At 57.5% G+C, this 12,651-nt stretch carries 15 protein-coding genes; 8 read left to right on the top strand and 7 right to left on the bottom strand.

All coding sequences use genetic code 11. From position 1 onward, the window contains the following. Positions 1 to 154: 154 nt before the first annotated feature. Together AABM52_RS20410 and AABM52_RS20405 are read right to left on the bottom strand one after the other, a co-directional pair. Positions 155 to 1,186, bottom strand: a complete 1,032-nt coding sequence (locus tag AABM52_RS20410; RefSeq protein ID WP_347907580.1) for an acyltransferase — start codon at positions 1,184 to 1,186, stop codon at positions 155 to 157. Positions 1,187 to 1,536: 350 nt separating this feature from the next. Further along, on the bottom strand, positions 1,537 to 1,743 hold the full coding sequence (locus AABM52_RS20405; RefSeq protein ID WP_347907579.1) for a hypothetical protein: 207 nt from the start codon (positions 1,741 to 1,743) through the stop codon (positions 1,537 to 1,539). 251 nt (positions 1,744 to 1,994) lie between these two features. Here AABM52_RS20405 and AABM52_RS20400 point away from each other — a divergent pair, with 251 nt between their 5' ends. Then, entirely contained in the window at positions 1,995 to 2,189 is a 195-nt protein-coding gene (locus tag AABM52_RS20400; protein WP_347907578.1) for a hypothetical protein, read from the top strand. A 79-nt stretch (positions 2,190 to 2,268) separates the two neighbouring features. Here the strand turns inward: AABM52_RS20400 and AABM52_RS20395 are convergent, their stop codons facing one another. Next, a complete protein-coding gene (locus AABM52_RS20395; RefSeq protein ID WP_347907577.1) occupies positions 2,269 to 3,021 on the bottom strand; it encodes a carbonic anhydrase in 753 nt (250 codons plus the stop codon). Positions 3,022 to 3,224: 203 nt separating this feature from the next. Here AABM52_RS20395 and AABM52_RS20390 point away from each other — a divergent pair, with 203 nt between their 5' ends. Further along, positions 3,225 to 3,680 carry a DUF2214 family protein gene (locus tag AABM52_RS20390; RefSeq protein ID WP_347907576.1) on the top strand — a complete coding sequence of 152 codons (456 nt, stop codon included), beginning with the start codon at positions 3,225 to 3,227 and terminating at the stop codon, positions 3,678 to 3,680. A 185-nt stretch (positions 3,681 to 3,865) separates the two neighbouring features. On the opposite strand, the gene csrA is transcribed toward AABM52_RS20390, so the two are convergent. Beyond that, complete coding sequence (gene csrA / locus AABM52_RS20385; protein WP_053161267.1) at positions 3,866 to 4,057, bottom strand: carbon storage regulator CsrA; 192 nt, start codon at positions 4,055 to 4,057, stop codon at positions 3,866 to 3,868. Between the two features lie 250 nt (positions 4,058 to 4,307). Here csrA and AABM52_RS20380 point away from each other — a divergent pair, with 250 nt between their 5' ends. Beyond that, positions 4,308 to 4,673 (top strand): SPOR domain-containing protein, encoded by a 366-nt coding sequence (locus AABM52_RS20380; RefSeq protein ID WP_347907575.1) that lies wholly within the window; start codon positions 4,308 to 4,310, stop codon positions 4,671 to 4,673. Between the two features lie 84 nt (positions 4,674 to 4,757). Here the strand turns inward: AABM52_RS20380 and AABM52_RS20375 are convergent, their stop codons facing one another. The 3 genes from AABM52_RS20375 to AABM52_RS20365 all read right to left on the bottom strand — a co-directional run bounded on the left by AABM52_RS20375 (position 4,758) and on the right by AABM52_RS20365 (position 6,992). Continuing rightward, entirely contained in the window at positions 4,758 to 5,447 is a 690-nt protein-coding gene (locus AABM52_RS20375; RefSeq protein ID WP_347907574.1) for an endonuclease I family protein, read from the bottom strand. A 4-nt stretch (positions 5,448 to 5,451) separates the two neighbouring features. Beyond that, positions 5,452 to 5,721 carry a DUF1654 domain-containing protein gene (locus AABM52_RS20370; protein WP_347907573.1) on the bottom strand — a complete coding sequence of 90 codons (270 nt, stop codon included), beginning with the start codon at positions 5,719 to 5,721 and terminating at the stop codon, positions 5,452 to 5,454. 182 nt (positions 5,722 to 5,903) lie between these two features. After that, on the bottom strand, positions 5,904 to 6,992 hold the full coding sequence (locus AABM52_RS20365; protein WP_347907572.1) for an asparaginase: 1,089 nt from the start codon (positions 6,990 to 6,992) through the stop codon (positions 5,904 to 5,906). A 351-nt stretch (positions 6,993 to 7,343) separates the two neighbouring features. Here AABM52_RS20365 and AABM52_RS20360 point away from each other — a divergent pair, with 351 nt between their 5' ends. The 5 genes from AABM52_RS20360 to AABM52_RS20340 all read left to right on the top strand — a co-directional run bounded on the left by AABM52_RS20360 (position 7,344) and on the right by AABM52_RS20340 (position 12,575). After that, positions 7,344 to 7,805: a hypothetical protein gene (locus tag AABM52_RS20360; protein ID WP_347907571.1), complete on the top strand. Its 462-nt coding sequence runs from the start codon at positions 7,344 to 7,346 to the stop codon at positions 7,803 to 7,805. Between the two features lie 193 nt (positions 7,806 to 7,998). Then, positions 7,999 to 8,970 carry a sugar ABC transporter substrate-binding protein gene (locus AABM52_RS20355; protein WP_347907570.1) on the top strand — a complete coding sequence of 324 codons (972 nt, stop codon included), beginning with the start codon at positions 7,999 to 8,001 and terminating at the stop codon, positions 8,968 to 8,970. A 54-nt stretch (positions 8,971 to 9,024) separates the two neighbouring features. Then, entirely contained in the window at positions 9,025 to 10,578 is a 1,554-nt protein-coding gene (locus AABM52_RS20350; protein ID WP_347907569.1) for a sugar ABC transporter ATP-binding protein, read from the top strand. After that, a complete protein-coding gene (locus AABM52_RS20345) occupies positions 10,575 to 11,552 on the top strand; it encodes an ABC transporter permease (RefSeq protein WP_347907568.1) in 978 nt (325 codons plus the stop codon). The genes AABM52_RS20350 and AABM52_RS20345 overlap by 4 nt, the downstream gene beginning before the upstream one ends. Positions 11,553 to 11,555: 3 nt before the next feature. Beyond that, the gene (locus tag AABM52_RS20340) at positions 11,556 to 12,575 is read left to right on the top strand and encodes a LacI family DNA-binding transcriptional regulator (RefSeq protein ID WP_347907567.1); all 1,020 of its coding nucleotides are present in this window, start codon (positions 11,556 to 11,558) and stop codon (positions 12,573 to 12,575) included. Positions 12,576 to 12,651: the final 76 nt, after the last annotated feature.

Genomic DNA, 12,651 nt, shown 5'->3' with positions numbered 1-12,651 from the left:
AACACTCCGGCCACCTAAACCGTGAACTTCTCGATGCCCTGCGCGGCGTTCTTGGTGGAGCTGCTGAGTCCAGATGACGTTGATCAATTCAAAGCCTTCACCGAGTATCAGTTGAAACTCAATTAAGTCGTTGAGCAGCCTGGGTTTCCTCAAGTTATTGATTGGCCTGAGGTACCGCTTTGGCATTTGCCGTCCTCGCTTGCATTCTCTTCACTGCACGGGAAATTGGCATTTCTACCAGCGTGAAGCTTGCATAGGACGTTAAGGTAATTGCAGCGATGACTCCGAAGGCAAGCAGTACATGATTAGTTGCGAAGTGCTCGTTGACCTTGATTGCGGCGCAGATGATCAGTACGTGGCACAAATACGTTGAGTAAGACCAATCACCAAGCCGGGCGATAAAGTTGTGTTTTGGGAAAAACCTTTCTTGAGACAAGCAAGCACACAGTATGGCGGCACACGGCAGGCCACTGCGCAGGGGGTTGTGTGTCACCGGCCCAAAATGGACGATTGCGAAAAGCGCCCCGAGCATCATGAGTAGCCCTGCGATTGGAGGGATCCGAGTTACCAGTCCGCGCTTGTAGGCAATCGACAGTGCAACGCCAAACAAAAACTCCCAAACCATCGTGTTCCCGTAGAAGGAAATCGCTCCATTCGTTTTCTTCGCTGCTAGCTGTAAGGCAATGATGCCTAGAAATAATCCGATCACTCGATATGCGGCAGGAAGAAATAGTGCAGAAAAAAACACTAAGTAAAAGGATGCCTCATAGTTCAATGTCCAGCCTACTGTCATTAGAGGGTACAGTCCCACGCCTGAAGGGTTTTGTGCTGGAATGAACAAAAGGCTTTTCAGGAAAAATACTGGCTCGAATGCAGTAAGAGGGATTGAGTCTGGGGCATACATTAGCGTGATGGCAGTAATTGAGGAGAATAGCCAGTAGGCCGGAGCAACCCTGGCTAATCTGTTGGCTGCGAACGATTTTGGTGTTGTTGGTTTTGAAAGTGTGGATCCGTAAATAACAAAGCCGCTGATCACAAAGAACAAGTCAACACCGATGGCGCCGAAGTCTCGGAGCAGATGAGGTGCGATCCCGTCTAGCTTATGGTTATAAAAAAGTTGCATGTAGTGATGGCCGACAACCAGCCATGCTGCCAAGGCCCTCAGTATCTGGATTGAGTTGAGCATTGGTTCTCGGTGTCAAAAAGAAATCGATTCTACATCCGCTGTACCTGATCTACCACAGAGACAGAGCCCGGCCCGTCAAGCCTGACAAGTGAGTAGGCACCTGGAATCATTACCTATCTTTGGGGAAGCTGACTGTGGAGTTATGTCTAGTTCATGGATTTTCAATCCACAAGTCATTGCGTGTTATTTGCTGAACCTTGCATCCAGCTGGCAATCACTTCGCGGTATTTGAAAGATGAGATACCCGGATCAATAAAGTAGTGCCGAGTCATCAAGGCGCGACGATTGCTGAACGGATACCGGATGATTACCGGGTAAATCGTTCAGATCGTCGCCAGCCTCAATAGATGTCAGAGGGCAAAGGTCGCTGCAAGGCCATGGTGGCCTTCCTGTGCTCCCGCGATCAGGTGCAATGGGATGTTCTGTTGTACTTCAATGGACGGTACTTCGAAGCTCCCTACGATCTGGAGGTGGCGCTCGCTCAGTTCGGTCGACGTTCCTGCTTTTTCCTTGGCCATTCTCGCGTGGTTCATTGCGATTTCGTTGAGCGTTGACACGTTGCATCTCCCGGTGACTGACCAAGCGTATCGCTGGCGTCCTTAAGCATTGATTGAATGGCTGCGGCGTCAGAATCCTGTCATTCCGGCGCTGCTACGGGCGATCTTAGCAAGCCTCAAGCCACGGATATGGGCGAATTCCTCGTTGTGTTCTGGCAGGCGACGAATGGTGAGCCGCTGTGAATGATCGCCCGGATTTTCTGTTATTCAGGCGTAAACTAGCGATGCGACCTCATCAAAAGGAGCCGCCTATGAACGCCGATCAAATGAGCAAGCAGGCACCTGTGGACACGGCTGTCTGGGATCGATACTTCTGCGCTGCATTGATTGCCGAAAGCAATCTGACTGCCCCGATTGTGGGTGGGGCTACCCACGAGGACAGGCAGAACCTGCTGATCGAGAGGGCCAGAGCCCTCGCGGATAAAATGATGCAAAACCGAAGATAACCAGAGCCCAGCCGTCGCGCTGGGCTCTTTGCATGCGGGGGTCATGCACCGATGCTGGGGGGGGCTTGCGCGTTGCGGATCAAGCGATCAACTCTACCTTGCCGCTCGCCAGGCGATAGATGCCGCCCACGATCTTGAGTGCGCCCTTGCTCTGCGCATCGGTCAGCAATGGCGAGGCCTGTTTCAGGCTGTTGACCGAATTCTTGACGTTTTGCACGGTGGCGTTTTCCATCAAGTTCCCGGGCTGCTTGAGTACTGCCTCGACTGCCGACTTGAGTGCGTCAGTCAGTTTCGGGATGTGGCCGGGGAAAATCGTCTTATCCTTGACAGCCTTGATACCGGCCTCGATGGCGCCGCAGCTCTCATGCCCCAGTACGAGAATCAGCGGGGCGCCCAGCACGGCAACCCCATATTCAATACTGGCCAAGCCTTCCGGCGTAACGAAGTTGCCTGCGACACGGATGGAGAAAAGATCGCCGCGCGCGGTGTCGAACGCATATTCCGGGGCGATCCTCGAGTCGGAGCAGCTCAGCACCGCCACGAACGGATTCTGCCCGGACACCAGGGCCTCTCGCTCTGCCTTGAAATCGTGCGTTGTGGAAGTACCGCCTACATATCGTGCATTGCCCTCCATCAGCCTTTTCAACGCCATGTCGGGACTGATTACGTTTTGTGGTTTGGGTGGGGCTGTCGCTTTTTCGGCTGCCTGGATGATCTTGCCGGGCAGTGTGCCGGTCAGCAGCAGGGCGCCTGCGCTCAATCCGGCATATTGAAGAAAACGACGACGGCCTGTTGTGTTTGAAGCAGAGCTTGAATCACATGATTCACACATGATTTTGTTTACTCAGTTCAATGCGGTGGGAGTGAGTTGCTGTTGGGGCGGGTACTGCCATGGTCGCTCAGTACCAACGCAGTGGAGTCTAGTTGGTCTGTCATATTGTGTACCGGGCATTGTCCGCGGATACCGTGCACGCAGCCATTTCATGGGCTACTACTGACAGGCTCAAACAACTTCGACCTGGCAGGAGTTTCTCGATGCTGACTCACTGGTTTCTGGCGGCGGTTCATCTTCTGGCATTTGCCTTGGGATTTTGGGCAGTGTTGGTTCGAGGCACGGCTTTTCGGCGTTTGGCTGATGGAGCCGCAGAGGTGCGCAGTGTTCTGATGGCGGACAATATCTGGGGTATTTCAGCTGTCGTTTTATTGGTCAGTGGCGGGATGCGAGCCTTTGGCGGGTACGAGAAAGGCACGGACTATTACCTGCATCAGCCGTTGTTTCATCTGAAGATGACGCTGTTCGTCCTGATCGTGCTGCTGGAAATCGCACCTATGGTGACGCTGATCAAGTGGCGGATTGCGCTTGCCCGTAAAGTGGCGATCGATACCGGCCGTGCGAAGCTGTTTGCACGGATCAGTCATATAGAGGCGCTGCTGGTGCTGCTGATGGTGGTGGCGGCGACGGGCATGGCGCGAGGCGTGATGCCGGGTTGACCGCAGAGTGAACGCATCCTTCCCTAGGGTAAACCAGAAAAGTCTGACAGCAATAGAGTAAAGCTTGCCGCTAGTATCGGCCCTTGGGGTTTGGGTGGGGGCAATAGCGCAGGGCGATGGGATGCTGAATCTTTAGCCAGCCGTGATTCCGGACTGAACGGGCTGGCTACTGACTGCAACAGGATTCAGGGTTGCGGCTTTTCCGGGGCGGTCAGGCCGGCCTGAATGCGCTGGTAAATTTCTTCACGATGCACTGCAACGTCCTTCGGAGCGTTGATGCCGATCCTGACTTGCTGGCCGCTTACGCCCAGGATGGTGATCGTAATGTCATCACCTATGTTTATGCTTTCACCGACTTTGCGGGTGAGTATCAGCATGGTCTTCTCCTTGATTGCTTTGTGGGGCACCTGATTCGGACAGTGCAGAGGTCGGTGTTATGTATAGATTAGTGCGAAGTCTCGCGGTTTGGGTGCCTCTTTCTGACGCGCAGATGCGGCATTAATTCCCAAGGCGTAACTATACAGAGGCCGCAACCATCATTCTCGTTGTTTTGAGCCCATTTTACGGCACTCGCGAAGTATTCATGGGTGTTAAAATCCCCGCTTTATGCATTTAGAGGGAAGCGTCGTGCGCAAAATGGTTTTGGTCATCGCGATATTGGCACTGGCGGGATGTGGCGAGGGCAGCACTGTGGATGCGCCGAAGCCCAAGCCGGCCATGGCTGCCGTACCCGCGCCAGTGTCCGGCCCGCAATGGGATCTTGAAGTGCGAGGTGAAACCCCTCAGGCAGTCAGCGATCTGAGTGGCTGGCTGATCGAGCACAGTTTCATGTCCAGCGTGGTCAAGGAGAATGGCAATACCCGAATCCTGATGGGGCCGTTCAATTCGAAGGCCGAAGCCGAAGCCAAGCAGGATGAAGTTCGCGCCGCGCTCACTCGCTCGAAGAAACAGAACATCGAATTGTTGGTGCTTGAGCGTCCAGCCGCTCAATAGCGTAGCGCAGGCGTTGAAGAAACAAAAAAGGCCTCGGGTGTTTAACCTCGAGGCCTTTGTCGTTTCAGGTGTCCCGTTCTGGATTCAGCCGCAGGCCTTCATGTCTACCGGGCCGACGAACTCGTTGCCGCGCCCCATGACGCAGCCCACGCTCTGGTTGCGTTGGCGCTCCCAGGCCTGCACCGGATAGGTCTTGTCCCAGGCTTCGTACAGTTGCCGATCCTGTTTCGACAGGCGCAAGCCATACTGCTTGCTCATGTAGAAGTAGGTCCGGGCGATCATGCCGCGAATGGAAGGGCGGGGCATGACTTTCTTGGCCTTGAAGTCGACCTGGGTCAGGCAGGAACCATATTGCCCCGACTGCTCGGGCAGCCAGCCAAAGCTGAAGTTGCTGCGATCGCCATTGACCTCGCCAATGCTGGGCACCAGGTTGTGCAAATCTGCTTCGGCCTTCTGGTAAACCGGGTCGTAGCGGGTGCAGTTCTTGCGACCGCCCTCTTGCCAGCACTGGCGTTGGTGACCGATTTGCCAGGCTGGGACGATATGCTCCCACTCGATGCGGGATGCGCGTTTGGCATTTTTACGGGGAACATAACCGCAGGCGGCAAGGTTCACCCGGTTGCCGGTGTACTTGCAGCCACAGTAAAACTCGGTGGACTGGGGCGCATAGAGCTTCCAGGCCACCTTTTTCGCTTCGGTGAAGGTGCGCGGCGCGTCGGCTTGCGCGCCCACGACAACAAACAGAAACAGCAAAGCAAACCAGCGGACACTCATCGACTCAATCTTCCTTCGGCACAACCCAGAAAATCTGCACGCCGCCATCATCGCGATAGGCGAGGGTGACGTTGTCGTTCTCGTCGATTTCTTCCAGCAAGCGTTCCCATTCATCCACTTGTTCATCAGGCAGGCGGAAGATCAACGCTGCCCTGGCCTTTTGTGCGGTGGGAGAGTTGATGATTTTCTGAACGCGCAGGCCCATGCGTACATAGGTGTCAGGAGAGGCAGAGGTGGTGTCCACGGGATTATCCTTATTAAGCTGTACGTGCATACAGTATTTAACTGTAGGCCATTTCGCAACTGCTTAAAAACCAAGAAAATCCTCTGACAGCGATTTGTTCCGTTTGGCGTAAGGCGAAGGGAGTTTTTTTGTAAGATCCAACGGCAACCACTCGCCAAGGCTGGCGAATGGCGCACGGGGTGCCCGACCGGGTCCGGTCGGGCGAGGGTGAATCAGTATTCCCAGAACATCCGTTGCAGCTCTTTGCTGTCGTTGGTCTTGGTCAGCGCGACCATCGCCAGGATCCGGGCCTTCTGCGGGTTCAGGTCGTGGGCCACGACCCAGTCGTATTTGTCGTCAGGCTGTTCGGCGTTGCGCAATACAAAGCCGCCTGCGTTGACATGGGAGGAGCGAATGATCTGCACGCCGTCCTTGCGCAGGGCTTGCAGGGCAGGGACCACTCGCGAGGATACCGAGCCATTGCCGGTGCCGGCGTGGATGATGGCTTTGGCGCCCGATTGAGCCAGGGCCTTGTAGGCGGTATCGCTGACGTTGCCGTAGGAGTAGGCGATCTCGACGTCAGGCAGGCTCTTGATGTTCTTGATGTCGAACTCGGAATCCATGGTGTGGCGCTTGGCTGGCAAACGGAACCAGTAGGATTTGCCTTCTACTACCATGCCCAGCGGACCCCAGGCGCTTTTAAACGCTTCGGTCTTGATGTTGATCATTTTGCTGACGTCGCGACCCGACTGGATTTCATCGTTCATGGTCACCAGCACGCCTTTGCCCCGCGCGTCTTTGCTGCTGGCCACAGCTACGGCGTTGTACAGGTTCAACATGCCATCGGCGGACATCGCGGTGCCTGGGCGCATGGAGCCCACGACGATGATCGGCTTCTCGGTTTTTTCCACCAGGTTCAGGAAGTACGCTGTTTCTTCCAGGGTGTCGGTGCCGTGGGTGATTACGATGCCATCGACGTCTTTGCTGTCGGCCAGTTCGGCTACGCGGCGACCCAGTTGCAGCAGGTTTTCGTTGGTGATGCTTTCGGAGGCGATTTGCATGACCTGTTCGCCGCGAACGTTAGCCAATTGGCTCAGTTCAGGAACGCCGGCGATCAACTGTTCAATGCCGACTTTCGCCGCTTGATAGGTCGCGCTGTTGGCGGCGCTGGCCCCTGCGCCGGCAATGGTGCCGCCGGTGGCCAGGATTACCACGTTGGCCAGTTTCTGTTGGGTTTCGGCTTCTTTGGCCTGAAGGGCGGTAGGCAGAAGCAGCAGCAGGGCCAAGGCGCCCGGAACAAAGGTCTTGAGAGCAGATGTCATTATTTTTCTCTTCTAGTTGTGAGACGGTGCAGATGCAGGTTCATCTAGATACGCCCCGGGCGAATCTGAACACCGGGGGTAAGAGGGAAAAGCAGGATCTGTACCAGTAATACCCTGAATCGAAAAACACGCCTAACTTAATGATTTGTAACGGTATTGCTGTTTGTGTCCGGAACGGTTTCGGGGCAGGGGTGTCCGGAATGCCGAACATGTTTAGCTTTCGTGTTCGGCTCTCCGAAACGGATCGCGGTCTTGTTTAAGATTTCAACGGGTCAAATCATCACTAACGATTAAAGAAACGCCTGCGCCGGTCGATGTTCCTTCAAGGGATTTTTTTCTTCAGGAGTTCACATGTCGTTATCTGTTGGCATTCCCAATGCCGCGAGCATCACCATCGGTGGCAAATCGGCCACTACCCTTCGTGCCTTGAGCGACGCAGCAGCTGATGCGGCAGCTCAAGCGCTGGGTGCAAAGAAAAGCGACGGCACCCAGGTCAAGACGGGCCCGGTAGGTCTGGGGGAGAGTGCCGGCGCACAGGCCGAATCTGAAACCAGCGATAACACCAGCGTGGCGGTGAAGGTCTTGCTCAAGCGTCTGAAGGAGTTGCAGCAGCAATTGCGCGAGCAACAGCAGCAACTGGCGCAAGCCCAGGCGGCTTCCTATCCGACGCCGGAAGCCAAGACCACCGCGGTAGCGGTCATTCAGGGGCAGGTGGCCGACACCAACGGCGCCATCCTGCAAGTGGGTGCGAGCCTGATCAAGGAACTGGCCAAGGGTTCCGGCACGGGATCGGTGGTCAACACCACGGCATGAGTTGAATGCCGTTTTTTCGCCACGCATCTGTGAAAGCACTTTTCAGGTCGTTGACAAAATTCGGCAGGGTTCGCATAGTTTGGTTCGCGCAAACGTTTGCGCGGCTCCAATGATGGCTTTTCATCGCGGTGGGCCGTGAAGCTTACGCCAGCGCAAGCGTTGCTCACAATAATCATAAGATCGGAGTGAACCCATGAAGCTGCCATTCGCTGGACGTCTTCTCGCTGTCGCTATGCTGGCTGCCGCATCCGCTGCACTGCCTGTCTCTTCGGCCTTTGCTGAAGCCACTGAAAAACCGAAAGTCGCACTGGTCATGAAATCCCTGGCCAATGAGTTCTTCCTGACCATGGAGGACGGCGCCAAGGCTTACCAGAAAGATCACTCCGGCGAATTCGAGCTCATCTCCAACGGCATCAAGGATGAAACCGACACCGCAGGCCAGACGCGCATCGTCGAGCAGATGATCCTGGCGAAGGTCAATGCACTGGTGATTGCACCGGCAGACTCCAAGGCCATGGTCCCGGTGATCAAGAAAGCCATCGATGCCGGTATCACCGTGATCAACATCGACAACCAGCTGGACCCCGCCGTCGTCAAAAGCAAAAACATCAATGTTCCGTTCGTAGGTCCGGACAACCGCAAGGGCGCACGGCTGGTGGGGGATTACCTGGCCAGGCAGCTGAAGGCTGGTGACGAAGTCGGCATTATCGAAGGTGTGTCCACCACCACCAATGCCCAGCAGCGGACCGCAGGTTTCAAGGATGCGATGGAGGCGGCGCAGATCAAGGTCGTGTCCCTGCAATCCGGTGACTGGGAGATCGACAAGGGCAACAAGGTCGCCGCGTCGATTCTCAGCGAATACCCGCAAACCAAGGCCCTGTTGGCCGGCAACGACAGCATGGCGGTCGGTGCGGTATCTGCGGTGCGCGCCGCGGGCAAGGCCGGCAAGGTGCAAGTGGTCGGCTACGACAACATCAATGCCATCCAGCCAATGCTCAAGGACGGTCGCGTGCTGGCCACCGCGGACCAGTTTGCGGCCAGGCAGGCGGTGTTCGGCATCGAGACTGCATTGAAGATTCTCAAGGGCGAGAAGGTTGATGGCGGCGCCAATGGCGTGATCGAAACGCCGGTAGAGTTGGTCACCAAAGAGCCGGTCACACAGTAACCTTCTGGCGACGCAACGGCGCTCGTCCAGCCGGACGGGCGCATGGAGAGTTTTATGTCAGTTTGCGCTCCGGACGCTGTCCTTTCGGTCAGCGGTATCGGCAAGACCTACGCCCAACCGGTCCTGGCCGGCATCGACCTGACGCTCATGCGTGGGGAAGTGCTGGCGTTGACCGGCGAGAACGGTGCAGGCAAAAGCACGCTTTCGAAGATTATTGGCGGGCTGGTCACACCGACCACCGGCCAGATGCAGTTTCAGGGGCAGGACTATCGCCCAGGTAGCCGGGCTCAGGCTGAAGCGCTAGGTATCCGCATGGTCATGCAGGAACTCAATCTGCTGCCGACCTTGTCGGTGGCGGAAAACCTGTTTCTCGACAATCTGCCCAGCAAAGGCGGCTGGATCAGTCGCAAGCAATTGCGCAAGGCTGCCATCGAGGCCATGGCTCAAGTCGGGCTCGACGCCATTGACCCGGATACACTGGTCGGCGAACTGGGCATCGGCCACCAGCAAATGGTCGAGATCGCCCGCAACCTGATCGGCGATTGTCATGTGCTGATTCTCGACGAGCCGACTGCGATGCTCACTGCCCGCGAAGTCGAAATGCTGTTCGAGCAGATCACCCGCCTGCAGGCGCGCGGCGTATCGATCATCTACATCTCCCATCGCCTGGAAGAGCTGGCGCGGGTCGCGCAGCGCATTGCCGTGCTGCGCGATGGCAACCTGGTCTGTGTCGAGCCGATGGCCAACTACAACAGCGAGCAACTGGTGACCTTGATGGTCGGTCGCGAGCTCGGCGAACACATCGATATGGGGGTGCGCAAGATCGGCGCTCCGGTGTTGACGGTCAAGGGCCTGAGCCGTGCCGACAAGGTTCGTGACGTGTCGTTCGAAGTCCGTGCCGGAGAGATCTTCGGGATTTCCGGATTGATCGGCGCGGGGCGCACCGAGTTGCTGCGTTTGATCTTCGGTGCCGATATCGCCGACAGCGGCACGATTGCCCTGGGGGCGCCGGCGAAGGTCATCAATGTGCGCTCGCCGGTGGATGCGGTCGGGCATGGCATCGCGTTGATCACTGAAGATCGCAAGGGCGAAGGCCTTTTGTTGACGCAGTCGATCGGCGCCAATATCGCCTTGGGCAACATGCCCGGCATCTCCAGCGCGGGCTTTGTCGACAACGATGGCGAAAACGCCCTGGCCCAGCGTCAGATCGACGCCATGCGCATTCGCAGTTCCGGTCCGGCACAGCTGGTGTCCGAGTTGTCCGGCGGCAATCAGCAGAAGGTCGTCATCGGCCGTTGGCTGGAGCGCGATTGCTCGGTGTTGCTGTTCGACGAGCCGACCCGTGGCATCGACGTCGGCGCCAAGTTCGATATCTACAACCTGCTGGGTGAATTGACCCGCCAGGGCAAGGCGCTGGTGGTGGTCTCCAGCGATTTGCGCGAGCTGATGCTGATCTGCGACCGGATCGGTGTGCTGTCGGCCGGGCGCCTGATCGATACGTTCGATCGCGACAGCTGGACCCAGGATGAGTTGCTCGCCGCTGCTTTCGCCGGCTACCAAAAACGTGATGCGCAGCTCTTTGAAGCCGCGCCTAGGGATCTTCCATGAAAACCGCTTCTTTCGCCGGCAACCGCAGTGGCAACTTCTACGGCCTGGGCACCTATCTGGGGCTGGCGGGTGCCTTGCTGGCGATGATCGTGCTGTTCTCGGTGCTGAGCAGTCATTTCCTGTCTTACGACACGTTCAGCACCCTGGCCAACCAGATTCCGGACCTGATGGTACTGGCGGTCGGCATGACCTTTGTGCTGATCATCGGTGGCATCGACCTGTCGGTAGGCTCGGTGCTGGCGCTGGCGGCCTCGACCGTGAGCGTGGCGATTCTTGGCTGGGGTTGGGGCGTGCTGCCGGCGGCGCTGCTGGGCATGGCCGTCGCGGCGCTCGCCGGTACCGTCACCGGCTCGATCACGGTGGCGTGGCGGATTCCGTCGTTCATTGTGTCCCTGGGCGTGCTGGAAATGGCTCGTGGGGTGGCGTACCAGATGACCGGTTCGCGTACGGCCTACATCGGTGATGCATTCGCCTGGTTGTCCAATCCGATTGCCTTCGGCATTTCGCCGTCGTTCATCATTGCGTTGCTGATCATTTTCGTCGCCCAGGCCGTGTTGACCCGCACGGTGTTCGGTCGCTACCTGATCGGGATCGGCACCAACGAAGAGGCCGTGCGGCTGGCGGGGATCAATCCGAAGCCTTACAAGATCCTGGTCTTCAGTCTGATGGGGTTGCTGGCCGGTATTGCCGCGCTGTTCCAGATTTCTCGCCTGGAAGCTGCCGACCCGAATGCCGGCTCCGGTCTTGAGTTGCAGGTGATCGCGGCCGTCGTGATCGGCGGGACCAGCCTGATGGGCGGGCGCGGTTCGGTGATCAGCACGTTTTTTGGCGTCCTGATCATTTCCGTGCTGGCCGCGGGGCTGGCGCAGATCGGGGCAACCGAGCCGACCAAACGCATCATTACCGGCGCGGTGATCGTGGTGGCGGTGGTGCTGGATACTTATCGCAGTCAACGCGCAAGCCGGCGGACCTGAGTCATGGCGACTATCAAAGATGTGGCAGCCCTTGCCGGCATTTCCTACACCACGGTTTCCCATGTGGTGAACAAGACCCGTCCGGTCAGTGAAGAAGTCCGGATCAAGGTCGAGGCGGCAATCCAGACCCTCGACTACGTCCCCAGTGCCGTGGCCCGTTCGCTCAAGGCCAAGACCACGGCGACCATCGGCCTGTTGGTCCCCAATAGCCTCAACCCGTACTTCGCCGAACTGGCCCGGGGTATCGAGGATTACTGCGAACGAAACGGTTACTGCGTCATCCTGTGCAACTCCGACGACAACCCGGACAAGCAGCGCAGTTACCTGCGCGTGCTGCTGGAAAAACGCATCGACGGCCTGATTGTCGCCTCGGCCGGTGGCGACAGTGGCCTGGTACAAGGTCTGAAAGGCGTCCGTACACCCATGGTGATCGTCGATCGGGGACTGGACGGTGTCGATGCGGACCTGGTACGCATCGACCATGAATACGGCGCCTATCTGGCGACCCGGCATCTGCTGGAGTTGGGGCACCGGGATATCGCCACCATCAGCGGGCCGGAAAACACCAGCGTGGCGCAGATGCGTCTGGCGGGTTATCGCCGGGCCTTGAAGGAGTCGGGCGTCGAAGTCTCTCCCGGGCGCATGCTGGAAAGCGATTTCACCAGCACCGGCGGTTACGGCGCCGCCGCGATTCTGCTGGAAAGCAATCCGCCTAGCGCCATTTTCGCGGCCAACGACATGATCGGCATCGGCGTGCTGCGGGCCGCCGCCGAGCGCAATATTCGCGTACCAAGCGAGTTATCGGTGATCGGCTTCGACGATATCCAGATGAGTCGGTATGTCTACCCGTCGTTGACCACGGTCGGGCAATCGATCCTGCAACTCGGCGAAATGGCCGCCGAAGTGCTTTTACGGCGAATCGCCACGCCGGGCCTGGCGACCGATCAGCGGATCGTGACGCCGAGTATCGTCATGCGTGAGTCAACGGCGCCGCTGGCCGGCGTGTTTGCCCACTTCCGTTGAAAACAGAAAGCCGTTGAAACAAAAAGCCGTTGAAAACAGAAAGCCGCTGTATCAAAAGCGCCGCCGAAACAGAATC

The sequence above is a fragment of the Pseudomonas grandcourensis genome (assembly GCF_039909015.1).
Taxonomy (GTDB): domain Bacteria; phylum Pseudomonadota; class Gammaproteobacteria; order Pseudomonadales; family Pseudomonadaceae; genus Aquipseudomonas; species Aquipseudomonas grandcourensis.
Note: the sequence above shows the minus strand (reverse complement) of the source record. Positions and strands in the feature narration are given on the sequence as shown.